We start from the raw sequence: 26,647 nt of genomic DNA on the forward strand, positions 1-26,647 counted from the left end.
TGGAGTTGGAGCCGGTCAGGCGAGGATGCGGGACGAGGTCGGGTCGTACATCGGCTTCAGCGACGCCTCCGCCGGGACGCGGACGCCCGCGATCTCGATCTCGTAGGTCGACGCGAGGAGTTCCTCCTCGTCCTGGTTCTCGCAGGGGACGTAGCCCATGCCGATCGCGCCGCCGAGGTGGTGGCCGTAGTTGCCGGACGTGACGATCGAGACGATCCGCCCGTCGCGTACCACGGCCTCGTTGTGGAAGAGCAGCGGCTCGGGGTCCTTCAGGCGGAACTGGACGAGGCGCCGCTTCAGCCCCGCCTCGCGCTTGCGCAGCACCGCGTCCCGCCCGATGAAGTCGCCCTTCTTCGTCTTGACCGCGAAGCCGAGGCCCGCCTCGAGGACATGGTCCTCATCCGTGATGTCGTGCCCGAAGTGGCGGTAGGCCTTCTCGATGCGGCAACTGTCGAGCGTGTGGATGCCGCAGAGCTTCAGGTCGAACTCGCGGCCGGCCTCCCGGATCGCCTCGAAGGCGTGGGCCGCCTGGTCGCTCGGCACGTAAAGTTCCCAGCCCAGCTCGCCCACGTAGCTGATGCGGTGGGCCCGGGCGAGGCCCATGCCCAGCTCGATCTCGCGGGCGGTGCCGAAAGGGAACGCCTCGTGCGACAGGTCGTCCGGCGTGACGCGCGACAGCAGCTCGCGCGAGCGCGGACCCTGCACCACGAGCACGGCCTCGCCCGCGCTGACATCCGTGAGAACGGCGAATTCGTCGCGAAGCTGCTTGCGGAGCCACGAGAGGTCGCGGGTGAAGGTCGCGACCGGGACGACCAGCAGGTAGGCCGTCTCGGACAGGCGCGTCACCGTGAGGTCGCTCTCGATGCCGCCCCGCTCGTTCAGCATCTGGGTGTAGACGATGCGGCCGGCCTTCACGTCGACGTCGTTGGCGCAGACGCGCTGGAGGAAGCGGCAGGCGTCACGCCCCTCGACGCGGATCTTGCCGAAGGAGGACATGTCGAAGAAGCCGACGTTCTCGCGGACGGCCTTGTGCTCGGCCGCCTGGTTGCCGAACCAGTTCTGCCGCTTCCAGGAGTAGCGGTACTCGTGCTCCTGGCCTTGCGTCGCGAACCAGTTCGGCCGCTCGAAGCCCGCGACCTCGCCGAAGACGGCGCCCTCGTCCCTCAGGACGGCGTGCAGCGGGGAACGGCGCACCCCGCGGGACGTCGCCATCTGACGGTAGGGGAAGTGGTCGGCATAGAGGAGGCCGAGCGTCTCGGACACGCGCTCGCGCAGGTAGCTGCGGTTCTTCTGGAAGGAATGGGCGCGGCGGATGTCGACCTCCCAGAGGTCGAAGGGCGGCTCGCCGTCGTTCATCCACTGGGCGAGCGCCATGCCGGCGCCGCCCGACGAGACGATGCCGATCGAGTTGTACCCCGCGGCCACCCAGTAGCCCTTCAGCTCCGGCGCCTCGCCGAGGTAGTAGCGGTCGTCGGGCGTGAAGCTCTCCGGGCCGTTGAAGAACGTGTGGATGCCTGCCGTCTCCAGCATGGGCATCCGGTTGATCGCCTTCTCGAGGATCGGCTCGAAGTGGTCGAAGTCGTCCGGCAACTGGTCGAAGCAGAAGTCCTCCCGGATGCCGTTCATGCCCCAGGGCTTCGCCTTCGGCTCGAACGCGCCGAGAAGCATCTTGCCCGCGTCCTCCTTGTAGTAGGCGCACTCGTCGGGGACGCGCAGGACGGGCAAGCGCTGGAGGTCGGGGATCGCCTCGGTGACGATGTAGAAGTGCTCGCAGGCGTGGAGAGGCAGCGTCACGCCCGACCGGGCGGCGAAGTCGCGTCCCCACATGCCGCCGCAGTTGACGACCATGTCAGTCTCGATCGTGCCTGACTCGTTGCCGTCGGTCCACGAGACGCCCGACACCCGCCCGTCGCGCTGGAGGACTTCCGTCACCTTCACGTCCTCGACGATCTGGGCCCCGCGCTGTCGGGCGCCCTTGGCAAGCGCCATGGCGATGTTGGCGGGGTCGCACTGGCCGTCGAGGGGAAGGTGCACCGCGCCGACGACGTCGCCGATGTTGAGGTGCGGGTACATCGCCTTGGCTTCCTCCGGCGAGATCTCCGCGACGTCGACGCCGAAGGCGCGGGCGAGCGTCGCCTGGCGGTAGATCTCCTCCCGGCGCTCCGGCGTCAGGGCGACCGTGATCGAGCCGCACTGGCGCATGCCCGTCGCGACGCCGGTCTCCTCCTCGAGACGGACGTAGAGGTCCGCGGAGTACTTGGCGAGGCGCGTCATGTTCTGCGAGGCGCGGAGCTGGCCGATGAGGCCGGCCGCGTGCCACGTCGTGCCGGAGGTCAGCTTCTTGCGCTCGAGGAGGACGATGTCGGTCCAGCCGAGCTTGGCGAGGTGGTAGGCCACGGAGCAGCCGGACACGCCGCCGCCGACGATGACGACGCGGGCCTTAGCAGGAAGGTTGGTCATGCGCGCATTCTTTCGTTGTTCGGGTCCCAGAGGGCCTGGTCTGCGGCGACGGTCGCCCGGAAGGGCGTCCCGAAAATCTCCACCTCGACGACGGTGCCGGGTTCGGTCAGGTCGGCCCGGAGCATGGCGAGGGCGATGGAACGGTCCGTGCGGTAGCCGTAGGCCCCGGACGTCGTCTCTCCGACGATCTCCCCGCCGTGGCGGACCGTCGACATGTACGGGGCGTCGTATTCCCCCGGCTCGAGCACCAGCGTGGCGAAGCGCCGGGCCACCCCGCGCTCCCGCTCGCCGAGCAGCGCCTCCCGCCCGAGGAAGTCCGGCTTGTCCCATTTGACGAAGCGCTCGAGACCGCCCTGGAGGACGCTGTAGTCCGTCGAGAGGTCGGCCTTCCACGCTCGGTAGCCCTTCTCGAGGCGGAGGGAGTCGAGGGCGAACATGCCGAAGGGCTTGAGCCCGTGCGGCTGCCCGGCATTCCAGACGGCGTCGAAGATCGCGGCCGTGTCCCCGACCTCGCTGTGGATCTCCCAGCCGAGTTCCCCGGCGAAGGACACGCGGACGAGGCGGCAGGGGCGTCCCGAGATCCGGGCCTCCTGGTGCGACAGCCACCCGCGGGACAGGTCGGCGCCCTCGACCACCGACGCGAGGATCTCCCTCGAGCTGGGTCCGGTCAGGATCTGGCAGGTGAACCTCTCGGACACGTCCTCGAGGCGAAGCGAGCCGTCGGCCGACAGGTGGCGGACCAACCAGTCGCGGTCATGCCACTGCGCGACGGCCGCGGTCACCAGCAAGAAGGCGTCGTCGGCAAGGGCGAGGACCGACATCTCCGTGACGATGCGCCCGCCCTCGTCGGCGAAGTAGGCGAGGCCGAGCCTGCCTGGCTTGGGGACGGCGCCGGTCGTCATGCGCGCCAGCCAGTCGCGCGCACCCGCCCCCTCCAGCGTGAAGCGCGAGAAGCCCGGCAGGTCGAGGATGCCCGCGGCGTCGCGGACGGCGAGGCACTCCTCGCGCACCCGCCGCTCCCACGGGCCGTCGCGGCGGTAGGTCAGCGTCGACTCCTCGGAGGTGTCGTCGCCCGGGGCGGCGTACCAGTTCGCGCGCTCCCAGCCGTTGTACGGACCGAACTGGCCGCCGAGGGCCTTCATCCGGTCGTGCAGCGGGGAGTGACGGCGGCCGCGTCCGGCGGGCCAGACGTGACGCGGGAAGTGGATGGCGTACTCGTGCCCGTAGACCTCCATGCCCTTGGCGACGCAGTGGTCGTCATCGGTGTAGGCGGTGAAGCGGCGCGGGTCGCAGGACCACATGTCCCACTCGGTGCGCCCCTCCGTAACCCACTCGGCGAGCACCTTCCCGGCGCCGCCCCCTTGCGCTATGCCGAAGGTAAAGACGCAGGCCTCGAAGGCGTTCGGGACGCCCGGCATCGGCCCGATCAGCGGATTGCCGTCGGGCGCGTACGGAATGGGTCCGTTGATGACCTTCTGGAGGCCGGCCGTGCCAAGGATCGGCACGCGCTCCATGGCGTCGTTGAGATGCCATTCCAGGCGCTCGAGGTCGTCGGGGTAGAGCTGGAACGAGAAGTCCGCCGGCATCGGGTCGTCGGGTGTCGTCCAGTGGGCCCGGCAGTTCCCCTCGTACGGGCCGAGGTTCATGCCGTTCTTCTCCTGCCGGAGGTAGTAGGAGCTGTCGACGTCGCGCAGCAGCGGCAGCTTGTGCCCCTGCTCGCGAGTCCAGGCGGCGATCTCCGGGATCTCGTCGAACAGAATGTACTGGTGGCTCATGACCGTCATGGGCACGTCACGGCCGAACATGCGCCCGACCTCGCGCGCGCGGTAGCGAGACGCGTTCACGACGAACTCGCATCGGATCTCGCCCGACCCCGTCTCGACGACCCATTCGCCGCGCTCCCGGCGGGCGCCGGTCACCGGACAGAAGCGGACGATCCTCGCGCCCATGTCCCGCGCGCCCTTGGCGAGCGCCTGTGTCACCTGCGCGGGGTCGATGTCCCCGTCGTTGGGATCGTAGAGGACACCTTTGAGGTCATGGGTTTCGAGGAACGGGTAGAGCCGCTTCAGCTCGTCGGTGCCGAGCACCTCCATGGCCATGCCCTGGTGGCGGCCCATGCCCTTGGCGCGGCGGAACTCGAGCATCCGCTCGTCCGTGTGGCCGAGGCGGAGCGACCCAGTGACGTGGTAGTTGATGGGGTAGTCGACTTCGGCGCCAAGCCGCTTGTAGAGTTCGGTCGAGTAACGCTGCATGTTCATCAGCGACCACGACCCAGAGAAGGTCGGACAGTTCCCGGCCGCGTGCCAGGTCGAGCCGGACGTCAGCTCGTTCTTTTCGAGGAGGACGCAGTCGGTCCAGCTTGCCTTCGCGAGATGGTAGAGGGACGAGACCCCCACGATGCCGCCGCCGATGATCACGACGCGCGCCCTTGTCGGTAGTTCGGCCAAGTTCATGCCTCCCGGTTCGTTCCTCGGTCCGTCGACGCCGTCGCCCCGTGCGGTCAGAGCTTCCGGGCGAGTTCGGGCAGCGCCTCGAAGATGTCCGCGACGAGTCCGTAGTCGGCGACCTGGAAGATCGGCGCGTCGGCGTCCTTGTTGATGGCGACGATGACCTTGGAGTCCTTCATGCCCGCGAGGTGCTGGATCGCTCCCGAGATGCCGCACGCGACGTAGAGGTCGGGTGCAACCACCTTGCCCGTCTGGCCGACTTGGAGGTCGTTGGCGGCGTATCCGGCGTCGACCGCGGCCCGGCTGGCCCCGACGGCGGCGCCGAGTTTTTCCGCAAGCGGCACCACCAGCTCGTCGAACCGCTCGGCCGAGCCCAGCGCGCGGCCGCCGGACACGACGACGCGCGCCGACGCGAGGTCGGGACGGTCGGACGACGACAGGGCTTCCGAGACGAAGCGCGACAGGCCCGGGCCACCCTCTCCGGCCAGGACCTCGACGGGGGCCGAACCGCCCTCGCCCGTCGCGGCGAAGGAAGCGGTCCGAACCGTGACGACGCGCCGGGGGCCGGTTGCCCGAACCGTCTGGATGGCGTTGCCCGCGTAGATGGGACGCTTGAAGGTGTCGGGGGAGACCACGTCGACGACCTCGGAGACCTGGGCGACGTCGAGCAGCGCGGCGACGCGCGGCAGGACGCTCTTGCCCGTCGACGTGGCGGCCGCCATGACCGTCACGTAGGCCGGCGCGAGGCGGACGACAAGCGCGGCGGTGGGCTCGGCGAGCTGTCCGGCGTTTGCCGCGTCGTCAGCGAGCAGCACCTTGGCGACGCCCGACAGGCGTGCGGCCGCGTCGGCGACGGCGCGCGCGCCGTTGCCCGCGACGAGGACGTGGACGTCCTCCCCGATCGCAAGGGCGGCCGACAGCGCCTTGGCGGTCTGCTCGGACAGGGTTGCGTTGTCGTGGTCGGCGAGAAGCAGGGTCGTCATCGTTCCGTTCCTTTCCGGCCGTTCAAAGGACGCCGTCGGCCTTGAGCCGTTCGACGAGCTCGTCGACCGACGCGACGCGGACGCCGGCCGAGCGGGCACCGGGCTCCTCCGTCCGCAGGACCTCGAGCATCGGTGCGGTCGACACGCCGTAGTCGGCGGGGGAGCGTGTCTCGAGCGGCTTCTTCTTGGCCTTCATGATGTTCGGCAGGGACGCGTAGCGCGGCTCGTTGAGCCGGAGGTCGGTCGTCACCACCGCAGGCAGCGTCAGCTCGACCGTCTGCGACCCTCCGTCCACCTCCCGCGTCACCATTGCCTTGCCGTCGGCGACTTCCACCTTGGAGGCGAAGGTGCCCTGCGCCCATCCGAGCAGGGCGGCGAGCATCTGGCCCGTCTGGTTGCTGTCGTCGTCGATGGCCTGCTTGCCCACGATGACGAGGCCGGCCGCCTCTGCCTCGACGACGCCCTTCACGATCTTGGCGACGGCGAGCGGCTCGACCGGGTCGTCGGTCTGAACGAGAATTGCACGGTCCGCGCCCATGGCGAGCGCGGTCCGCAGCGTCTCCTCGGACTTCGCGGGTCCGACGGAGACGACGACCACCTCGGAGGCGATCCCCTTCTCCTTGAGCCGGATGGCCTCCTCGACGGAGATCTCGTCGAAGGGGTTCATCGACATCTTCACGTTGGCGAGGTCGACGCCGGAGCCGTCCGGCTTCACGCGGACCTTGACGTTGTAGTCGATGACGCGCTTGGCGGTTACGAGCACTTTCATGGCTGCATGTTCCTTGTCAGGCGTCGGTCGGGGCTTTGGCGAGCCGCTGCTGACGCGCCTGGAGGGCGTTGGCCGTCAGCATCAGGGCCGCGGCGAAGACGATGAGCAGGGTGGCGACCGCCGTGATGCTCGGGCTGATCTGCTCGCGCAGGCCCGTCCACATCTGGCGGGGCAGCGTGCGCTGGTCCGGCCCGGACACGAACAGGGCCACCACGACGTCGTCGAACGACGTGACGAACGCGAAGATCGCGCCGGACACGATGCCGGGCATGATGACCGGCAGGGTCACGAGGCGGAAAGCGGTGACCGGGGACGCGCCAAGGCTTGCGGCGGCCCGCGTGAGGCGGTGGTCGTACCCGGCGAGCGTCGCGGCCACCGTGATGGTGACGAACGGCGCACCGAGCGCCGTGTGCGCGAGGACGAGGCCGGTCAGCGTGTTGAGGAGGCCGATCCCGGCGTAGAGGTAGAAGATGCCGACCGCCGCCACGACGACCGGAATGACGATCGGCGACACGATCACCGCGGCGATGAGCTTGCGCCCGGGGCACTCGGGGCGCGTCAGGCCGAGGGCGGCCATCGTGCCGAGAGCGGTCGCGAGGACGGTCGAGCAGATCGCCACGACGAAGCTGTTGCCCGCAGCGAGCTGCCACACGGGCGAGGAGAATACCTCCCGGTACCATTGTAGGGACAGCCCCGGCATCGGGTAGGTGAAGAACGGCTCGGAGTTGAAGGACAGCGGGACGATGGCGAGGATCGGCGCCATCAGGAAGGCGAGGACGGCCGCCGAGTAAGCCCGCAGCACCTTGCGAGCGACGGGGGTGGGCGTCCGGGTGAGTTTCGCGCTCATCGGGCCGCCTCCTTCTGCCGGGCGGCGAAGGCGACGACGAGCGCCACGTAGAACACGGCGACGATGGAGAGCAGGACGACGGAGAGCGCGGCCGCCATGCCCCAGTTCGACTGGTTCACGAAGTAGGCGATGAACGAGCTGAGCATCTGGTCGGTCGGGCCGCCGACGAGAGCCGGGGTGATGTAGTAGCCGAGCGCCAAAATGAAGACGAGGAGCCCGCCGGCCGCCACGCCCGGCAGGGTGAGCGGCAGGTAGACGTGGACGAAGTTCCGCAGCGGGGCCGCCCCGAGCGACGACGCCGCGCGCCAGTAGGCCGGGGAGATGCCCTTCATGACGGCATGGATGGGCAGGACGACGAACGGCAGGAGGATGTGGGTCATCGCGATCAGCACGCCGAGACGGTTGTGGACGAGTTCGAGGGGTTCGGAGACGACGCCCAGCCAGCGAAGGGCGGAGTTCACGACGCCGTTGCTCTGGAGGAGCACGAGCCAGGCGGTCGTGCGGACGAGGAGCGATGTCCAAAATGGCAGGAGCACGAGCATCATCAGCCACCGCGCGTCGCGCTCGGACGAGGACGCCAGCATGTACGCCAGCGGATAGCCGATCAGCAGGCACAGGACGGTCACGGACGCGCTGGTCGCCAGGGTCCGGAGGATGACGGCGACGTAGACCGCGTCGTCTTTCGCCGCGCCGATCGACCCGTCCTCGCCGCGCGTCAGGTCGAGCGCCTTCAGGAGGTAGTAGTCCGTCAGCGACGACGACGAGCGCCGGATGAGGTCCCACGTGGCGGACTCGCCCCACCGTTCGTCGATCGACACGAGCTGCGCCCGGGCCGTCTCCGGCTGGACCTCGTCGATGTCGCGCATCGTGCGGTTCAGCAGCGTTCGGAACCCCGGCGCGACGTAGTTCAGTCGCTTGGCAACCTCCGCGACGTCCTCCTTCGGCCTGTCGCGCAGGTCGGTCGCGAGGGCGGCGAAGACCGTGTCCTGCGGCAGCTCCCCGGCCTTCGACCCGGCCAGCGCCTCCACGGTCTCCGGCAGGACGGAGGCGACCTGCCGGTTGTCGGCAGACTGGAACAGGAGGAGGCCGATCGGCAGGATGAATGTGACGAACAGGAACAGGAGGAGCGGCGCGACGAGCCCGAACGCGGCGAGGCGGCTGCGCCGCGACGAGCGCGCGAGCCGGCGTCGCAGGTCCGAATCCGGCGCTCCGTCGCGGACGGCGGCATCGCGGCCGCCGGACGCGGCCCGGGTGACTGTTGCTTCCATCGGGAGTGCGCTCCTCATCTTCGGGCTCCTGTCGATCCGCCGGGCGATCGCCGTTCCGGCGGATCGGGTTGCTGGTGGTCGGACCCCGCTACTTGGCGAGCCAGGTGTTGAAGCGCTCGGTCAGCTCCTCGTCGTGGTCGGCCCAGAACTCGGCGGAGAGCGAGAAGGAGTTCTTCGCGTTCTCGGGAGCCGTCGGCAGGTTCGGCAGGATGTCGGCGGGCACCATCTTCGCGGCGTCGACGTTCGAGGGGCCGTACGGGATGTACTTCGTCTGCTCGGCGAGCTGCTCGGGCTTGCTGGCGAAGGCCACGAACTGCTTGGCGAGGTCCTCGTGCTTGGCGCCCTTCGGGATCGCCCACATGTCCCAGTCGAGCCCGGCGCCGTCCCACACGATCCGGAACGGCTTCCCGTTCTGCTTCACCGCGTCGTAGATCCGGCCGTTGTAGGAGGTGGTGATCGCCACCTCGCCGTCGGCGAGGAGCTGGGGCGGCTGGGCGCCCGCGCCCCACCAGACCTTCACGTCCGGCTTGATGGTGTCGAGCTTGGCGAAGGCGCGGTCGACACCCTCCTTCGTCTCGAGCACGTCGTAGACCTCGGCGGGCTTCACGCCGTCGGCGATGAGCGCGAGTTCAAGCGTGGACTTCGGCGACTTGCGCATCGAGCGCGCGCCTGCGAACTTCTGGACGTCGAAGAAGTCGGCGGCCGTCTGCGGCCCGCCGTTCGGGAACTTCGTCTCGTCGTAGGCGATCACGTAGGCGAAGGCGACGTTGCCGACGGCGCAGTCGAGAGCGGCGCCCGGCAGGAACTTGTCGCGGCCCCCGAGGGAGTCGTAGTCGATCTCCTGGAGCCAGCCCTCGTCGCAGCCTTGCAGGGCATGGCCCGGCTCGACGTCGACCACGTCCCACGTGACGTTGTCCGTCTCCACCATGCCCTTGAGCTTGGCGGTCTCCCCGCTCCACTCGTCGGTGAGGATCTTGGCGCCGGTCTCCTTCATGAACGGCTGGAAGAACGCCTTGTCCTGGCTCGCCTGGTACGCCCCGCCCCAGGAGGCGATGTTCAGGCTCTCCTGCGCGCTGGCGCCGCCCGCGAGGAGGACGAGCGACGCGCCGCACAGCCCAAGGGACCGGACGATGCGACGGAGGGAGGCATGCTGATGCGTCGGGCTCATTTCCATTCTCCTGTTTTCCGTTCGGTTGCTGGATGCGCGCCGGGAGGAAGGGTCAGTTGTCCAGGAGGGCGCGGCAGTCGCGGGTGTTCCAGCCGATCGAGACCCGCTGGCCGGGCGAAAAGTTCGACGGCGATCCGACGCTGCTGGGAAGCTTGACCTCGACGCTCTCGCTTCCGAGGGCCGCCACGCGGACGCGGATGTGATCGCCGAGGTAGATGACCTCGCGGACGGTTGCGTCGGCCGACGCGTCCGTCGCCGGGGTCGCGGAGATCGTCAGGCGCTCCGGGCGGATCGAGAGGGTGGTCGCGGCGCCCTTGGCGAGTCCCGGCACCGCGGACGCGCGGACGACTTCCGCACTGTTGCCGACCCGCACCGTGCAGGATCCGGCGTCGAGGTCGACCACCTGCCCGCGGATGGCGTTGTTGTCGCCGATGAAGCGGGCGACGAAGGGGTTCGATGGACGCTCGTAGATCTCGGTCGCCGTGCCGAGCTGCTGCACGCGCCCGTCGTTGAAGACGGCGATGCGGTCGGACATCGTCAGCGCCTCGCCCTGGTCGTGCGTGACATAGACGATCGTCACGCCGAGGCGCTCGTGCAGGTGTTTGAGCTCGATCTGCATGTGCTCGCGCAACTGCTTGTCGAGTGCCCCGAGCGGCTCGTCCATGAGGACCAGCGACGGCTCGAAGACGAGGGCCCGGGCGAGCGCGATGCGCTGCTGCTGGCCGCCTGAGAGCTGGGCGGGCCGCCGGTCGGCGAACTTGCCCATCTGGACCATGTCGAGCGCCTTGGCGACGCGCGCCGCCTTGTCCGGGGCGCCAAGTCCCCGCATCCGCAGGGGGAAGCCGACGTTCTCGGCGACGCTCATGTGCGGGAAGAGGGCGTAGTTCTGGAAGACGACGCCGATGCCCCGCTTGTGCGGCGGCAGCCGCTCGATCGGGCGGCCGTCGAGGAGGATCGTGCCCGCCGTCGGCGTCTCGAACCCCGCCAGCATCATCAGGCATGTCGTCTTGCCGGAGCCGGACGGCCCGAGCATCGTCAGGAACTCGCCGCGCCGGATGTCGAGGTCGAGCCGCTTCACGACGATGCTGACGCCGTCGTAGGTCTTCTCGACGCCCTCGAACCGCACGAGGGCATCCCCCTGCTCCAGACGCGGCTTCGCATGCGGATCCGCCATGACGGACGACCTCCTGTCGCTGTCCGCCGGCTCGGGGACGGGCGCACGGCTCCGGCGCGGTCGCCGCGGCGACCCCGGTGGATCCCTTGCCGTCCGCACGGGGCGGAGCTTCGATTGCTAGAAACTTCCCTCCCCCGGCCGACGAACGTCTCCCGCATCGGCTGGGTGGATTTCACAGGCTCGCTGCACTTGCGGACCAATGCATTCCATACAAAAAATCATTTTACAAGCATGAAAAAATGATGCCTAATTTTCACGCATCGCAGCATCGCGTTTGGCGGCGCGACGATCTTCATGCAAGCAACGGAGGCTCGGATGAGCTAACGTCGGACCTTCCCGCCGGAGCACCCTCGAAGGATACGCAATGCCCTCCCTCAGCATCCGCCGCGCATCGAACACGACCGAGGCCGACCTGTCCGAACTGGACGAGGCCGCCATCGGCGGGCAGATCCGCGAGCTCCGGAAGGTGAAGGGGATGACGTTGCAACAGGTCGCCGAGGTCGCGGACGTCTCAGTGGGCTATCTCAGCCAGATCGAGCGCAACCAGAGCAAGCTGCCGATCGGGGTCCTCAAGCGGATCAGCAACGCGCTTGGGATCCAGATGAGCTGGTTCTTCCATGCCGCTCCCGACGTCCCGGCGGACGAACGCGACTGGATCGTGCGCGCCCACAACCGCCGCAAGTTCTCCTTCACGGGCATCGGCATCCTCGAGGAACTCCTGACGCCCAACCTCAGCGGCCCGCTCGAGCTTCTGATGAGCACGATCGAGCCGGGCGCGGACAGCGGCGACTACAGCCACGACGGGGCGGAGGCCGGCCTCGTCGTCTCGGGGCGGCTCGACCTCTGGATCGCGGGGCGGTTCTTCCAGCTTGAGGAGGGAGACAGCTTCTCCTTCAAGAGCACCGAGATCCATCGCTGTGCGAACTCGGGCGACGTCCCGACCAAGGTCGTCTGGGTGATCACCCCGCCCCACTACTGATCGGCGGCGCCCCGCGCGGGCGCGGCTTTTCCCTACTTGAGACCACGACCGCCCCACCGTCGACGACGGCCGGGGAACGACCTCCCTTGCCCTGCGCCTATTTCAGGAGACGCCACCGTGCCCCAAAGGTTCATCCTCAACCTTGCGTGCGAAGACCGTCCCGGCATCGTCGCCGGCGTGACCACCGAACTTGCCGCGGTCGGCGCGAACATCGTGGAGTCGGGTCAGTTCTGGGACACCCTGACGAACCGCTTCCTCATGCGTATCGCCTTCGCGGCGCCGGACGGCCTGACGAAGGACGCCGTCGAGCGTGCGCTGAAGCCCGCCGTCGACCGCTTCGGCCTCAAGGCGACGCTGACCGAGTCCGCCAGGAGGCCGCGGATCGTCATCATGGTCTCGAGGTTCGACCATGCCATGCTGCACCTCCTGTACCAGATCCGCGTCGGCTGGCTCGACGCCGAGGTGGCAGCAATCGTGTCGAACCACGAGGACAGCCGGAGGACCGCCGAACTGGAGGGCATTCCCTTCCACTGCTGGAAGGTCGACAAGTCCAACAAGGCGGAGCAGGAGGAGCGCCTGCTGGAGCTCGTGCGCGAGACCGGCGCCGACCTCGTCGTACTGGCCCGCTACATGCAGGTGCTCTCGGACAACCTCTCCAAGCGCCTGTTCGGCAAAGCCATCAACATCCACCATTCCTTCCTGCCGAGCTTCAAGGGCGCCAAGCCCTACCACCAGGCACACGAGCGCGGCGTCAAGCTCATCGGCGCGACAGCCCACTACGTGACGAGCGACCTCGACGAGGGGCCGATCATCGAGCAGGAGACGGAGCGGGTGAACCACTCGATGACGGGCGACGACCTCGTCGCGACGGGCCGCGACGTCGAGAGCCGCGTCCTTGCCCGCGCGGTGAAGAGCCACCTCGAGGGCCGGGTCATGCTGAACGGGCACAAGACGGTCGTGTTCGCGTGAGCGCGCTGCATGAGCCCGCCGCCCGCAGCACGGCACGGGTGATCGACGGCAAGGCGACGGCTTCCCGCGTCCTGGAATGGGTGACCGCGAGGGCCTCCGAACTCGAACGAGCTGGGACGCGTCCGGGCATTGCGGTGGTGATTGTGGGCGACGACCCAGCGAGCAAGGTCTACGTCGCGTCGAAGGCGCGCGCGGCCGAGGCATGCGGCTTTCATTCGGTGACGCACCGCTTGCCGGACCAAACGGCGCAGGCAGACCTCCTGGCGCTCGTCATGCGGCTGAACGGCGACCCGGCGATCCATGGCATCCTGGTCCAGCTCCCGTTGCCGGGGCACCTCGACGCCGCGGCGGTCATCGGCGCGGTCTCGCCCGCCAAGGACGTCGACGGGTTCCATGCCTTGAACGCCGGGCGGCTCTGGAGCGGGGGCCTGAGCGACGCCTTCGTGCCATGCACGCCCGCAGGAGCGATGCTGCTTGTCGAGCAGGTCCACGGACGCGACCTCTCCGGGCTCGAGGCGGTGGTTGTCGGACGCTCGAACATCGTCGGCAAGCCCATGGCCGCCCTGCTCCTTGCGGCGAACGCCACCGTCGCGGTCGCCCACAGCCGCACGCGGGACCTGCGCGACGTGTGCCGCCGCGCGGACATCCTCGTCGCGGCGGTCGGGCGTCCCGGGCTGATAGGAGGCGACTGGATCAAGCCCGGTGCGACCGTCATCGACATCGGCATCAACCGCGTCCCGGCGCCGGAACTCGGCGAGGGACGGTCGAGGTTGGTCGGCGACGTGGATTACCCGGCGACCCTTGGCGTGGCGGGCGCGGTGACCCCCGTGCCCGGCGGCGTCGGACCGATGACGATCGCGATGCTGATGGCGAACACCCTGTCCTCGGCGGCGCGCACCGCGGGCATGCCCTCCTCGCCTTTCGTGGCAGGTGCCGATGCCCAGCGGAACGAAGGATGGTAGCGGAATCCGCAGGCTCGGGATCCGGCTTGCATTGCCCGGAAAGCTTAACCAGAGCCTTCCCCGTCCTCGACGCCGGGGCTGAGCGAGCCCATGGTCAGCGGCTGCCGTGGTTGGCCCTGGTCCGTGGCGAGGCACTCGCGCGCCTAACGGGCTGGCGGATCTTGTCGACCTGTCAGCACATGCGGAGAAAGTCGCTGAACGGCTCCGGAAGCGTAGCGTCAGGGAGCTGGCTGAGGCACGCGGCGCCTTTGCAGAATGATACGGTGAAGTCGGGAAAGATCTCGAAGCGATCGTCGCGAAGTCTCCTGCGATGGCTCGATGGAAGGCTTGCCGCCTCTCGCCCAGCCAGACGCCGCGGACGGGCTGGCGCGAAATGCGGAGCACTACACCGGCTTGATAGCGTCGGCGCTCGGGTCGGCGCGCGAGATCCTCGGAGTGGAGGTCGATCCCTCCAGCGAGGCCGACCGCAACAGCCTGGAGCGCGATATCGCGCCGGCCACCGAGCATGTCTTGCGGATCAAGAATCTGCCCTTAATTCGACGGCTGGCGAAGCTTTCCGTCGATGGAGACGACCGGCGCGAGACCCTAACCTCGCTCGTGGAAATTGATAGGCAGGCTTCGATCCTCAGCGAGATGCCGAGCATACCGGACCGCGCGCGCTGGCTCCGGCTTTACTCCCGCGTGTCCTCGTGGATGCGCGTGCACGACCACGAAGGCGACACGTGCCCCGTATGCGCGCGTTCGCTGGAGGGACGACTGATCCGATCAGCGGAAGTGCTGTCGGGGATGCCCTCGCGGAGGCCTACCGCGACGGGAGCCTCACTCCGTCTTGCGCTGTTCCTTCGCAACGCGCTTCCGCTCCGCCTCGGCCACTCGAACCTCTTCCCAGGCACGTGAACTCTCGGCCTGCAACTGCGGGGTCCTGCGGATCCCAGCGCCATCTCCTTGACCCTCGGCTAGGAACATGATGCCGAAGTTTTCGAGCGCACGGGTTACAGCCCGGTAGTTCTCGACCGAGATGCTCAGGTCGCCCGCCTCGATCTTCCACAGTGTCTTGGGTGCGATGCCGGCCTTCTCGGCCAGTTTGGCTTGGGACATGCCCAGCAGGGCGCGTGCGGCTCGTATGAGGTCGGGATCGGCGGGCATAACCCAAGATCCGATCACGCGCGAGCGTGTCAACAATTACGATATTTTCGTACTTCCGGGATTAATGTTCGTATGATAGACCAATTTCATCGTAACGATGGTTGCTGCTCGAGGCGCCTTCCGCACGAATCACTGTCGGTGCCTGAAAAGGCCGCCGGCCCCGCGCATGCCTGAAGGACCGCTCGCACCCTCCACGCCTGGAGGCTCCTCGCGCGCGATCCTTCGTTCGTAACGAGTGCGTCCATGTGTCGAGCCCGCCGCTACCATGCGTGCCCAGATTCCACGGGGCAACTCCGCCCACGCACCAAGCCTGCCTCATCCACGCTAGCCAGGGGTCTCGACCTCATGTCGCAAGAGAGCATCGGCACCGAGACGCGTGCCTTGGCATCTAGGCTGCCGGACACGGCACTCTCGCCGACGTCGGCGGCACTTCGGGAGCGCATCCTCCACGGCTACCTGCTGCCCACAGCGGAGCAATTGCTCTACGGCCTGCCCTTCATGGGCGGAGACGTGGGACGCGACATGAGGACGTTCGCCGGGACCTTGCTCCGCGAGATCGACGCCAAGGATCCATCCGGGACGCATGCCGAGCTCAGGTCCGCGTGCAGAGCGATGCTGGAGAGCGAATCCTTGGAGGCAGCGCAGGCGACGGCGGAGGCCCTGCGGGATCCGGAACTCGACCTGGGCGGCTGGTCGCTCGACGCGCGCAGCGGCAAGCTGAGGTGCTGGCTCTACTCGGTCCACCTCGGCGATAAGCATTCGATCATCCCGGTCGCTGTCACCGCCACAGCCATGGCCTACCAGCAGGACTGGTCGGCAGCCGAGGATCCCGGCGCGCTCGTCTGGCGGGCGCTCGGCTGGCTCACGCTCTATGCCGGTGACATCCCCGAGCTGTTCCACGACGCCGCGCCCTTCGCCGACATCGAGAGCGTCTCGGATCGGATAGCCTCCATCTCGGAGGAGTACCGCAGCCGCGTGTCGGCGAGCATGCCGCATGCCGGCGCTGCGGCCGCCTGAGCCACCTAGACGCCCTGGACGCTTGCGGCCTGACCGCGGTCGGAGCCAACCCTCCGCAGATCCGCTGCCCGATTCCTGCTGCCTGCGCGCCGCTCCGCGGCAGCCAACGCCAAGCATGTCATGACCATCATCATCCAACCCTCCGGCCAAGCTCTCTACCATAGTGAGCACCTCGAACGCCTGAAGGCACTCGTCGCGGACATCGAGTCCTTGCAGGTCGGCGGCGACTCGGCACGCCTCGCCGAGAAAGGTGCCGTCCACCTCCACGACTGGTCCCCGTCGGCGCGGCTCGTTCCGTGTCTGCGCGGCACCATGAAAGGTCACAGGTCCGTCCGTGACGGTCGACTCGGCGAAGCGTCCGACCTGTGGGTTTGGGCGTCTGACCACGGCGTCGCTCGAACGCTTTCGCGCTGGTACACGCTCGGCCCCCACGCCATACGAGGCGGCTGGCATTGAGGACGGCGTCGTCCCCGCCTCCCGGAGAGACGAACTCCCCTTCCCTTGCCCGCCGACCGTGTTCCCGCCCGTAGCGGTCCGATGCCGCCATACCAGCCCGTAGCCCGTTAACGCCACGGCTGGGGTGCGACATTCCTAACGTCCGCGCAACGCCCGATGATCCGACGCCCGGCACCTCCGCGCCGCGGCCTGAACTCCCGAGAGCACCATGACCGCACTCACCGACGAGGAGGCCGCGCGCCTGCGCGAGCGCCATCCCCTCCACGTTCTGATGTCATGCAGACCCGCTGCCCTCAAGGAGCGCGTGCGCGGCTTGCGGGACGAACAGGTCGACGGCCGTATCCGCCTCCTCATCGACAGCGTCGTCAACGCGGCGTCGGCTGAACACATGCACCTCGTCGACATGCCGCTCGCCGAGTTGCTGGAGAGCGCCGACGAGACCCTGAAGTGGACGGTGCTCGCCTTTCTTGCCGCCTGGAGGCACCGCCCGGCGCAGCTCGAGCTGTCAGCCCGGTGCGCGGCCGAAGCCTACCTGATGGTGGCCCTCCACGACACAGTCAGGGGTCGCACCCTCGAAAAGCCAGACGACATCCGGCTTGTCAGCCGCGCGGTCAACGACGCCGAGTGGATGGTCGGCCACGCGGTCGGCTGGGGCGCTCTCGCCAACGGCGTCGCCAGCGAGAACCGCTTGGGGACAGTTGGCCTGACGGAGCACCCCAGGGAGCTCGGCCTCGAGGTCGTCGCCGCCCTTTGGTCGGCCATTGACTCCCATGCCCGCGAGATCGGCTACCAGGAGGGCTACGCCGCGGGCTACGGGCTCACGCGACACCACGGCGCCGAGGCTCGGAAGGTCTCGAGCCGGACAGGCGTGTCCGAGCGCCCGCAAGCGGCGTCGAACGTCGTGGTCGTCCCCATGCCCAGCTCTCGCGCGAGTTGCGCAAGGAGTCGGGTGTCGGGGACATCATCGGCGTCGCGCTTCCCCTGTTGCCCGCTCGAGGCCTTGTCGAGGCGCGCATGAAGCTGCTCGAAGAGCATCCGCACGCCGCGGCCGTCATCGATCGGATGCTCGGCGACCTCGCCGAGGGACATTCCGTCCGCATCCGCCCTGTCATCCTCGTCGGCCCCCCGGGTGCGGGCAAGTCCCGCCTCTGCCGAGACGTCCTCGACGCGCTGGGCATTCCGTTCGCCCCGATCGACGCCGGCACCACGATGGACCACGGCCTGACGGGCTCGGCTAGGCGGTGGCACGGGGCGCACCCGTCCGTCCCGCTCCGGCTGTTCGCCCAGCACAAGGTGGCCAACCCGGGCATCCTGGTCGACGAGCTCGAAAAAGCAGGTCGCTCCTCGGCGGGGGCTATCCACGACCCGATGCTCTCGCTCCTCGAGCCGCTATCGGCCCGGAGCTGGCGGGACCACTTCCTCGACGCCGAGCTCGACGCCTCGCACCTCGTCTGGCTTTGCACGGCGAACTCGACCGCCGGGATCCCAGGCCCGCTCCTCAACCGTTTGCGGGTCCTGAGGGTGCCCCTGCCCGCCGCGGCGCACGTCCCGGCGCTCGCGGACCGGATCCGGCGCGACCTCCTGCGCGAGCGAAGCCTCGACCCCGGCATGGAGCCGCCGCTCGACGCCGAGGAGATCGAGGCGCTCGTCGCCGCCTTCGGCCGGGAGGGGAGCCTGCGGGACCTCAGGCGGTACGTAGAAGCACTGCTCGACGCGCGGGCGTCGATGGCCAAGCGGAACTGAAGGGGACGCGACGATGGAGATGGACGAATCCGACTGGCGCCGCCATCTCGGCCGCCGTTGGGCCGAGCAATTCGGCGGGCGGCCCTTCGGCTTCACCGTCGGCGACGGCTGGGATCACCTCTTGGCGGAAGTGTTCCGGCGCGTCGACGCGGTGCTCGAGGACGACGAGCGGGACAGTTTCGCCTGGTCCGACATCAAGGAGAAGTGGGGGGTCCTGCGCATGACCCACAACGGCGGCGACCACATCGACGAGGTCGTGGACTGGGCGGAGGCGGCGTCCAAGCGCATCTGCGACCGATGCGGCGGGTCGGGGCGCCTGCGAAGCGAGGGCGGACACTGGCGGACCCGATGCGATGTCTGCGACGGCCTCTGAAGGGTAGATGTCGCTTCATTCGCTACTGCTGCCTGTCGCAGGTTTGACAGCCGCGTCCGAAAGCCGACGTATCCCGTTTCAGCATCCCATGGACCGTTCATGGATGCTCGCAAGTTGGAGAACCACACGAAATCGAAGCTTGCGAAGGCATGGCCGAGCATCAATCGCTTCAGCTCGGCAATGGTCGAGCCACCCCAGTAGATTTCATTGAGAAGAGTAAACCCGATTGAGATGTCTTCCGGCTGATCCGGCGCTGCGTAGTAGCGCGAGCAGCCAATAATTCGGCTGTCCTTTCGGTCCATGATCGGCAGGGTCGTGCCACTGTCCAGGAGGAAACGGGAAATAGGGCTCAAACACTTCGCGCTTATGCCGATTTTTCGCTGGATGACCTGCCCACGTTTCGGGATCGCTCGCGGCTCCGTAAAGGCCTTGAAGATCATCGAGCTTCACAGGGCGAAACAGCAGGCCGTCGCCGGCGAGCGTCGGCTGTGAATCGAAGGCTGAGGGCTGACGGATCATCTTGCATCCTTTGGCGGCGCTGTCTGCTTCGCGCGACGTCTATGAAAAAGCGGATCGACAGCATTTCACCCATCCAAGACGTACGACCTGTATCTCCGATCTTCCGAAAACGCACGATGGGCGACACGGGTTGGACATTCAGGTCGCGATCGCCGTCCGCCCGATCTCGGCCACGATCACCTTGGGAGCGGCTGGGAACTGAACCGCGCCTGCTCCACGCCGTAGACGAAGACGGTCGGCATTCGATGCTCCCTAAGGTCATTCAGGTCAGTGACCTCCCGCTCGGCCGTCACGACGCTGACCGTCTGGGGCGAGTTCGCCAGCGCCGTCTGCTGGCCCCTCTCCGCCTTCTCGTTCGAGCAAGTGGGCTGGCGTGGCGCCTACCTAACCGAAGTCTCGCCGCACGGCTGACGTCCCAAGTTGCGCAGAGACCGGGTGAAGCCACGAGGTTATGTCTCCGTCGCCGGCAGACCCATGTTCCGGCGCCCCATCGGTTCGCCAGAACGGCTATATCCCGTTTCCCTGTTCGATCGGAACAGGTCAGCACCGGATCACGAAAACACCGCTCCGACGCTCCAATGCTCCGGTGTTATGTTGTTCTTTTATTTGAAGAAATTTGCGTCAATCCTTAGATTCTGTGTGAGGTAGATTTTGAATGTTTGTCATGCTCGGCCCGTTGGCACCAAAAGTTCTCTGAGACAGGGCACGACATGGACGAGAATGTGGACGACGCCCGTCTTCCTGACGGGACTGCATTGAGAGTAGGCGTCGGCAAAAGCCGCTGGAGATCCTTCCAACCCGATGTCGAAGGGTTGGAGACGGCCGGATACGCAAGCATTGCGGGGTGCTGGGCGCTCTTCCAGCCGGACGGCAACCCGGCGCGCATCCAGAACACGTACTTGCGGGAGCGCTTCACGGGAGATTGGGCACCACGCTTTCCCGGCCGCGACGCGCCGCTGGAAGTGAGCGGGTGGTCGGTGTCAACTTCGAAGGGCGCCGCCGACAGATTGGGCAACTTCTTCAACTGGATGGATGCCGCAGGCTATGACTGGCGCACCATCGCGTACGCTGCGTTGCTCCAATACCAGGCCGACATGGTCAAAGGGCTTTGGGTGAAGTCGAGACCGTTCGACGGCGGCCCTGACGACGGTGCGGTTCCCGTTCCGCTGACGAACAACGTGTCGAACCACCGGACCGACGAGGCAACGTTCTTCCTGCTATGGGCGGCCGAGACGGGCCACCGCGGGCCCTTCGACGTTCCTGCGAGACTTGTGAAGTTGCGGCGGAGGGGCGGTGTCGAGCGGCCGACTTGGATCCGCTCGCGCAGGCTGAAGCCAAATCCCAGCAACTTCAAGCTGAAGCAGGTACCGACCGTTCAGCAGGTGCAGCTCTGGGAGGATGCCGTCCGAAGAGACAAGGGGCGGGCCAAGGCCCTCAATTGCAGGTTCATCGTCAGGACCGCGGTTCGTCTTGAAGAGGGCACGTCGGTGAGGGTCGGGCAATGGCCGTCGTTGGTGGCGTTGGATGAGCGGGCAGCTTTGGGATACGACTCGATCCCGCTGCTGCTGTCCGTCACGAAGGGTGGGACACCACGCTACATCGACGTGCCACTCGACCTCGCCGTGGAGGTCCGGAACTACATCGACACATCCCGCCTCGTCGCGCAGTTGCGCTTTATGAAGCGCGAGAAGAAGGACGCGTCCGATCTTCTCTTCCTGTCGGACGCGCGAGGATTTGAAGGCACGCCGATCCGCAGGCAATCAGTGTACCGTTGCTTCAAGAAGAAGGTCGCGGGCGGCCCCAAGGATTGGCACCCCCACATGGCCCGCCACTTCTACGCGTGCCAGCACATCCTAAACGCGGTGCGCACGGACGCCGAAATCCTCGGGCAAGATGTCGCTTTGCTGGGCGTCGATTGGGTGGCCGCGAGGGCGGGATACCACCTTGAGCTGCTGCGCCAACAACTCGGCCACCAGGAGGCCTCCACGACCAAGATCTATCTTAGGTGGCTCCTGACAGCACTAGGCCTTGCTGTTGTCACTTCCTTCTGGATGCGCAAGCTCGACGCGGGAGGCGACCTTGACGCGGTTTGACCCCGAAGGTGCGGACGACCGGCCGGACCAGCGGAGACTCGCAACGTGGGTCCGACCGAGCGACGGTTCCGCACCATACGAAGCCGACTTCTCGACGTTCTTCCTTCCATACCAATCGGCGCGCCTCTCAGGCCTAGCGCTGAGGCATTGGGGCGGCGACTTCTCGGTGAGGGAGCAGTTGGCAGGCGAATTCATGGAACACGTATTGAGCGAGGCGCCCTCAGAGGACGCGTTTGCTTCGATCGCATCTGCGACCCGAATCTTCAGTCGATACCTCGACAACATCGATCCGGACCGGAAGGTGGGCGGCGTCGCCGACATCAATGAGGTCCACGGGATGCAGTTCCGGCAGTGGCTTTCGGATAGGGGTTACGCCGGGGGGGGAGGCACAGTTTACCAGCGCGTCGCGCAGATGATCAATCGGGTGAGGCAGAACGCCTCCCTTCCCGCGCTCGCCTGGCCACCCCGGGATCGTGGAGAGAGCGAGCTCGGCGGCGCGGACTTCGACGAGCAGGGCATCATCCGGCTGACCCATGCTCTGAGGCATGAGATCAGGCAGGTGAAGGGAATGTTTCGGGAGGGAGAGGAGCTGGCCGCGCGTGGTTGCGACCCAAGAGTGCCAGACGACGCCACGGAGCGGCGTGAACTCTGGATTAGACGGGATTGCCACGCACATTTGATTCTGAAGCTGTCGAAGACATTCCTTCCTGACAAGGACGCAATCCTGAAGGAGGATGCGGTCAACCTCATCCAGCCCGCCGATCGAAGATCCAGATCGCCCGACGGGCCATTGTACCTAGCGCCGGGAATGACCCAGCGCGGCAGCCGCGGGGTGGTCGGGAAGTTGCGGTGGGCGCATCCGAGCGCTCACGACACCGCGCTCTTTCTTTGGCTGTTCCTCCTTGCGACAGGGTGGAACCTCTCGACTGCCCTCGGCGTCGACGTCTCGTCTGAGGAGGGCTGGGCGGAGCCGCACCCCACAAATCCGCTCTACATGGTCATTCACGCGTGGAAGAAACGCTCCAACGCGCACGTATTCGCGGTGTCTTTGGAGAAGCCAGAGTTCCACCCATACCGGATAGTCAAGTACATGTGCGCGCGAACGGCGGTCATGCGCGCGACGGTGCTGCGAAACCTTGAGGCCGCCAGACGGAATTTCGAGCGGAACCCGTCAATGGAGCTCGAGCGAGAAATCGCGGAGTTGGAACGCGTCTCGCGGAGCCCATGGCTGTACCACTCCATCGACAAAGTTGGTCGCGTGAGCGCTTTCGACGTGAGCGAAGCCTTCCACCTCAACCAGATCGCCCAGAGCACCATCGCGCGCCACGGGTTGGAAGATTCCCATCCGTCCCTTCTCGAGCTGACGACCAGCATCGGCCGCGATGCCTGGATCGGGCACGCCTACGTGTCGAGCGGTTACCAGAGCCTGATCGCGCAGATGGCCGCGCAGCACAGCAACCGGCGTAGCCTTCGCCACTACCTTCGCAACAAGGTGCTTCGCAGGCGAAGCTTTACCACTGTGATGCGGGTCCAGGACCACGCGCTCTCAGACATTTACGACGGACGTCCGCTCGATCCCACGCGTCTACGCATCCTTGTGACGCACGGCCACATCACCGTCGAACAGGAGGCAAGGCTCATCGACGTAAGGATGCGGACGCGGCTCGGCATGGCCTGCCTCTCGCCGCGAAACCCGCCGCCGCACATCGCGCCCGACCATGAAAAGGGCAGCTTGTGCACCCAACAGCGATGCACGGGATGCGAACACGGCGTTGTGTTCGAGGAGAGCCTAACTCCGCTCGCGAGGGCCTTGGCGGAGCTCCACTGGATCAAGAGATCTATCCCTCTCGAGTCGTGGCTAGGCTCGTCCTTCGAGACGGAGGAGGTCTCCATCAGCGAAACACTCGCCCTCTTCAACACCGATACGGTCAGGGCGATCCACGACGCTTGGTTGGACGAACTCAGGAACGGCAAGAGGCTGCCTCATGACGCGTACCCCGCATAGCGGTAGGCCCGTGTCGCCGACGAATGTTGAGCCGACGTGGCAGGCGGATCTCGTCATGCGGGTGGGCGAATTCAGTTCCCTGGCGCGGATGCCCTGGCGGGAGTTGGCGAGGGTCGAATTATTTCCGGGCGTCGCCCTTGGAAGTGCGACGGTCGTGGTTCCCGAGAGATACCTGCCGTCAGGCCCGTTGAGACGCAGTTCCGCTCGAACGCTCGACGCCACTTGCGGGGGCAAGATCGTTCACGCTGACACGTCCGCCCGGGCGGCACGGCTCGCCGAGGGGGTGGGCCGGCTTCTCCTCGCACTGGCGCTTCCGTCGGCGGTACAGAAGCGCGGCCGGGTTCTGACCGCCTCCTCCTTCTTGTCGTACAGCCGCACGTGTCTAACGGCGGTCAAGTGGATTATCGAGAACGCCCCGTCCTCGGACGGGTCGTTATGGGCGCACCTCGACGCTCGCGACTTGCGTCTGCTCGTGTCCAACTTCGCGTCAAGCGAGGCGCGAAGCGACTTCTTCATACTTCTTGAGCGATTTCGGGAGGCGCACAAGCGCGGGATCTTAAACGACTTCCTGGTCTCGCCGCTTCCCGAGCCTGCTTCACGAAATCCGCCTCTCGAGGCGACATACAAGGAAAGGCCGCCGCGTGCGGCCGCGTCTGGCAAGGTCGCGGCCAGGCTGGAACGGGACGGAAGGCATTTCCCCGATGCCTACGTGGACGCGATCATCTCCCGGGCGCTATACTTTTCGAACCAACTCGCCCCTGCCGTGCTCGATTGCTGGGTGCTGGTCCGGGACGCTGGCACACGTTGGAAGGATCGATCCGGCGGCACGTCCAACTCGCTATGCATCGCCGAGCGCAAGGCCCTCATCGCGAGGTTCGCGTGGCGTGACGCCGACGGCAATGTGATCGCCGCCCTTCCCTTCCCCGTTTGGCAGAAGATTGAGGGGAAGTTTTGCCTGTCGAACAGATGGCCACCTGAAGACGCACGGTCGTTTCGGCTCGTCGTGCGGGTCATCCAAGTATGCAACTACGCGCTTGTGGCCTTCTGCACGGGCATGCGTAACAGCGAGATTGCGTCGGCCGAGGATCAACGCGGCGAGAGTCTCGAGGCATGTCTCTTCGAGGCTAAGACTTCGAAGTACGTCGACGCGATCGCCGGACGGAGCCGGGATTGGCCGATCCATCCGCTGGCCGCGCAGGCGCTACGTGTTCAGCAGAGGCTCGCGGAAACCTTTCGTCCCGAGGGGGCCAAGCACCTATGGGTCCACCTGAAAGACACGGGCGACGGCGACGCGGGCTCACCGCTTCTGAATTTCACTGAGCCGATGGTGCAGGTCACTGAGCATCTCGGCCTGAAAGAACTGGCGGGTGACCGTCGCCCCCACATGCACAGGTGGCGCCATACGATAGCGCGGCTCGTGGCCCTGGCGTGCGCGGAGGCACCGCAGATCCTCCTCGACCTGCTCGGCCACGCCGACTTCGAGCAGGTCATGGTCTACATGCTGTCCGATCCGGACATCGCCGCCGAAGCTACAAGGGTCGCGCGCGAAGCCAGGATCGTCCTTGCGGAAGAGGCGATCGGCGAAGTCCTTGAAGGCTTGGCGGGTGGAAACGCCGCGGCGCCCATGAAGCAAGGTTTGGCAAACCTGAGGATGAGGCGCGGGGCCGAGACGTTCGGATCGGACTCAATGAGGGAACTGGCGGAAGTCCTCACCTTCGGCGGCAAGACCTGGAACCTCGTCAGGCCCGGCGTCCTGTGCACGAAGGCACTCGGTGAGTACGGCCCCTGCACGAAGGGCTACGGCAACGCGGATCCGGGAAGTTGTCGCACAGGATGCGATCACCGTCTCGAGACAGCTCGGGCGCGCTCGCATGCGGCAGGAGCCCTGGAGCAACTCCTGGAGGAGTTGGCGGCTGCCGAAGCGGAGGGGGCGACGATGCTCGTCGCGAACTTCGAGGGGCAGATCCTGGCGCAACTGAGGAGGTGGGACGACCTTCGGCGCCAACTCGTCGAAACTGATGCTGCGGCAAGAAGAATCTGGGAGCGGGCGCAGTGAACGACAGGATATTCAAGACCGCTCCCCGACGTCAATTAAAATCCCCTCAAGTACCGAAAAGTCCCTCTAAGATCTACGTCCCCATTGCCCCGGCTCACCTCACCGCTGGCGAAAGACTGATGTGGGCGATGGAGACAATCCTCTCGGAATGCCATGCGAAGGGCAAATATCCCTACGCCGAGACCGTTGTCATCCAGGAGGTTCTTCGGCGGGCTGATCTCTCCCCACAGTACCTAGAGAAGGCGCGAAGGAAAGAGCTGAAGCAGGTCGTGAAGGATTTCCTGAACGAGAACCAGGACGCATTTCGTTCACGTTCCTACAGAACCGTTCGAAAACCGGAAGCCCCGCATTCCGGCAACCGTGTAGAGAGCGCCGAGTTGCGCCGCATCCGCGATTGTCTGGTCCTGCTGGAGCTCGAGCTGGATACGGCGACCAAGCTTCTCGCTCGAGAGCGAGCCGTGACGGCGCAGTTGAATGCCACTATCGACCAGCTTCGAGGCGGGTCGGAAGACAAGCAAATCTGAGACGCGAATCCAGGGTCCCACGCATGCCCAGATGCGGCACGCCCAGCATGGCGGATGTCGATCAGCCGCGCCTGTCGTCCAGCCTGACCCTCACGGAGGCAGCCGCGATCATCGGCGTCGCCCCCAGGTCACTGAGGAACATCTTGACCGAGGAAGGCGGCATCCGGCCTCGGAAGCGGAGAGGGTCGCCGATCTGGTTTCCTCGGACGGAGGTCGACCGCATAGCCGCCGCCTTCCCCGAAGTCCATGCCGTTCGAAGCCGTAGTTACGCACCTCGGCATCGGGGTTAGAGCGGTCAGGGCCATACGCGAGGCCGATCTCCTTCCGGTCTGGGTTCGTGGGGGTTGTTCGAACAGGCACCAATACCTGTTCGTGAAACCCGACGTCGACCGCTGGGTGAAGTCGGTCGTCGGTAATCCTGTCGATGTGAAAGCGCTGGCGCCGTGAGAATCGACGATCGCCGACGTCAACCACCGCATGCAGATGCCATTTTAGCGGCTGGTCGAAAGGATCACCAAGGGCGAGATCGCTGTTCGGGGGCGCTTGGCGAACACCTTAGTTTCGGGAGGTGTGGTCGTGCAAAGATCGGAGCTTCTCGCAGTTATGGATGTCGGCGTGAGTCAGGAAGTCGCTTCTTGCGAGAATGAGGATCCGCAGGGAAAATTGTTGCTCCTCTGACCGCTCAACCC

General features: G+C 66.7%; 22 protein-coding genes. 12 read left to right on the forward strand and 10 right to left on the reverse strand.

Features of this window, described 5'->3' with window-relative positions:
• Window positions 1–15: 15 nt before the first annotated feature.
• The 8 genes from B146_RS0105665 to B146_RS0105700 form a co-directional block, all read right to left on the reverse strand.
• Window positions 16–2,460, reverse strand: coding sequence for a GcvT family protein (locus B146_RS0105665; protein WP_019995451.1), 2,445 nt, complete (start codon window positions 2,458–2,460; stop codon window positions 16–18).
• Window positions 2,457–4,913 carry a GcvT family protein gene (locus B146_RS0105670; protein ID WP_019995452.1) on the reverse strand — a complete coding sequence of 819 codons (2,457 nt, stop codon included), beginning with the start codon at window positions 4,911–4,913 and terminating at the stop codon, window positions 2,457–2,459. Before B146_RS0105670 ends, B146_RS0105665 begins: the two co-directional genes overlap by 4 nt.
• A gap of 47 nt (window positions 4,914–4,960) precedes the next feature.
• Window positions 4,961–5,890 (reverse strand): electron transfer flavoprotein subunit alpha/FixB family protein, encoded by a 930-nt coding sequence (locus tag B146_RS0105675; protein WP_019995453.1) that lies wholly within the window; start codon window positions 5,888–5,890, stop codon window positions 4,961–4,963.
• 22 nt (window positions 5,891–5,912) lie between these two features.
• The gene (locus B146_RS0105680) at window positions 5,913–6,659 is read right to left on the reverse strand and encodes an electron transfer flavoprotein subunit beta/FixA family protein (protein WP_019995454.1); all 747 of its coding nucleotides are present in this window, start codon (window positions 6,657–6,659) and stop codon (window positions 5,913–5,915) included.
• 16 nt (window positions 6,660–6,675) lie between these two features.
• Complete coding sequence (locus B146_RS0105685) at window positions 6,676–7,506, reverse strand: ABC transporter permease (RefSeq protein WP_019995455.1); 831 nt, start codon at window positions 7,504–7,506, stop codon at window positions 6,676–6,678.
• Complete coding sequence (locus B146_RS0105690; protein ID WP_081630918.1) at window positions 7,503–8,792, reverse strand: ABC transporter permease; 1,290 nt, start codon at window positions 8,790–8,792, stop codon at window positions 7,503–7,505. The genes B146_RS0105685 and B146_RS0105690 overlap by 4 nt, the downstream gene beginning before the upstream one ends.
• A gap of 70 nt (window positions 8,793–8,862) precedes the next feature.
• Window positions 8,863–9,948, reverse strand: coding sequence for an ABC transporter substrate-binding protein (locus tag B146_RS0105695; RefSeq protein WP_019995457.1), 1,086 nt, complete (start codon window positions 9,946–9,948; stop codon window positions 8,863–8,865).
• Between the two features lie 46 nt (window positions 9,949–9,994).
• Window positions 9,995–11,116 carry an ABC transporter ATP-binding protein gene (locus tag B146_RS0105700; RefSeq protein WP_019995458.1) on the reverse strand — a complete coding sequence of 374 codons (1,122 nt, stop codon included), beginning with the start codon at window positions 11,114–11,116 and terminating at the stop codon, window positions 9,995–9,997.
• A gap of 364 nt (window positions 11,117–11,480) precedes the next feature.
• On the opposite strand from B146_RS0105700, the gene B146_RS0105705 reads away from it, so the two are divergent.
• The 3 genes from B146_RS0105705 (at window position 11,481) to folD (ending at window position 14,026) form a co-directional block, all read left to right on the forward strand.
• The gene (locus B146_RS0105705; protein WP_019995459.1) at window positions 11,481–12,095 is read left to right on the forward strand and encodes a helix-turn-helix domain-containing protein; all 615 of its coding nucleotides are present in this window, start codon (window positions 11,481–11,483) and stop codon (window positions 12,093–12,095) included.
• Window positions 12,096–12,212: 117 nt separating this feature from the next.
• Window positions 12,213–13,064 (forward strand): formyltetrahydrofolate deformylase, encoded by an 852-nt coding sequence (purU, locus tag B146_RS0105710; RefSeq protein ID WP_019995460.1) that lies wholly within the window; start codon window positions 12,213–12,215, stop codon window positions 13,062–13,064.
• A complete protein-coding gene (gene folD / locus B146_RS25135; RefSeq protein ID WP_019995461.1) occupies window positions 13,061–14,026 on the forward strand; it encodes a bifunctional methylenetetrahydrofolate dehydrogenase/methenyltetrahydrofolate cyclohydrolase FolD in 966 nt (321 codons plus the stop codon). The genes purU and folD overlap by 4 nt, the downstream gene beginning before the upstream one ends.
• 819 nt (window positions 14,027–14,845) lie before the next feature.
• Here the strand turns inward: folD and B146_RS28255 are convergent.
• Window positions 14,846–15,172, reverse strand: coding sequence for a helix-turn-helix domain-containing protein (locus B146_RS28255; RefSeq protein WP_155897382.1), 327 nt, complete (start codon window positions 15,170–15,172; stop codon window positions 14,846–14,848).
• Window positions 15,173–15,517: 345 nt separating this feature from the next.
• On the opposite strand from B146_RS28255, the gene B146_RS0105730 reads away from it, so the two are divergent.
• From B146_RS0105730 to B146_RS25155, 5 genes are all read left to right on the forward strand, one after another.
• Window positions 15,518–16,189, forward strand: coding sequence for a hypothetical protein (locus tag B146_RS0105730; RefSeq protein WP_019995463.1), 672 nt, complete (start codon window positions 15,518–15,520; stop codon window positions 16,187–16,189).
• A gap of 120 nt (window positions 16,190–16,309) precedes the next feature.
• Complete coding sequence (locus tag B146_RS25145) at window positions 16,310–16,645, forward strand: hypothetical protein (protein WP_019995464.1); 336 nt, start codon at window positions 16,310–16,312, stop codon at window positions 16,643–16,645.
• A 208-nt stretch (window positions 16,646–16,853) separates the two neighbouring features.
• A complete protein-coding gene (locus B146_RS0105740) occupies window positions 16,854–17,663 on the forward strand; it encodes a hypothetical protein (RefSeq protein ID WP_019995465.1) in 810 nt (269 codons plus the stop codon).
• On the forward strand, window positions 17,660–18,388 hold the full coding sequence (locus B146_RS25150) for an AAA family ATPase (protein ID WP_019995466.1): 729 nt from the start codon (window positions 17,660–17,662) through the stop codon (window positions 18,386–18,388). The genes B146_RS0105740 and B146_RS25150 overlap by 4 nt, the downstream gene beginning before the upstream one ends.
• A gap of 13 nt (window positions 18,389–18,401) precedes the next feature.
• Entirely contained in the window at window positions 18,402–18,761 is a 360-nt protein-coding gene (locus B146_RS25155; protein ID WP_019995467.1) for a hypothetical protein, read from the forward strand.
• Between the two features lie 204 nt (window positions 18,762–18,965).
• Here B146_RS25155 and B146_RS28920 read toward each other — a convergent pair whose 3' ends face one another.
• Window positions 18,966–19,280, reverse strand: a complete 315-nt coding sequence (locus B146_RS28920; protein ID WP_155897383.1) for a GNAT family N-acetyltransferase — start codon at window positions 19,278–19,280, stop codon at window positions 18,966–18,968.
• 710 nt (window positions 19,281–19,990) lie between these two features.
• Between B146_RS28920 and B146_RS25160 the strand changes: the two genes are divergently transcribed.
• From B146_RS25160 to B146_RS0105780, 4 genes are all read left to right on the forward strand, one after another.
• Window positions 19,991–21,373: a site-specific integrase gene (locus B146_RS25160; protein WP_019995470.1), complete on the forward strand. Its 1,383-nt coding sequence runs from the start codon at window positions 19,991–19,993 to the stop codon at window positions 21,371–21,373.
• A complete protein-coding gene (locus tag B146_RS25165; protein ID WP_019995471.1) occupies window positions 21,360–23,378 on the forward strand; it encodes a hypothetical protein in 2,019 nt (672 codons plus the stop codon). Before B146_RS25160 ends, B146_RS25165 begins: the two co-directional genes overlap by 14 nt.
• Complete coding sequence (locus B146_RS25170) at window positions 23,359–25,434, forward strand: site-specific integrase (protein ID WP_019995472.1); 2,076 nt, start codon at window positions 23,359–23,361, stop codon at window positions 25,432–25,434. Before B146_RS25165 ends, B146_RS25170 begins: the two co-directional genes overlap by 20 nt.
• A gap of 128 nt (window positions 25,435–25,562) precedes the next feature.
• Window positions 25,563–25,958: a hypothetical protein gene (locus tag B146_RS0105780; protein ID WP_155897384.1), complete on the forward strand. Its 396-nt coding sequence runs from the start codon at window positions 25,563–25,565 to the stop codon at window positions 25,956–25,958.
• Window positions 25,959–26,647 lie beyond the last annotated feature (689 nt).

Origin of the sequence: Aureimonas ureilytica DSM 18598 = NBRC 106430 (genome assembly GCF_000382705.1) — a bacterium.
Lineage (GTDB): Bacteria > Pseudomonadota > Alphaproteobacteria > Rhizobiales > Rhizobiaceae > Aureimonas > Aureimonas ureilytica.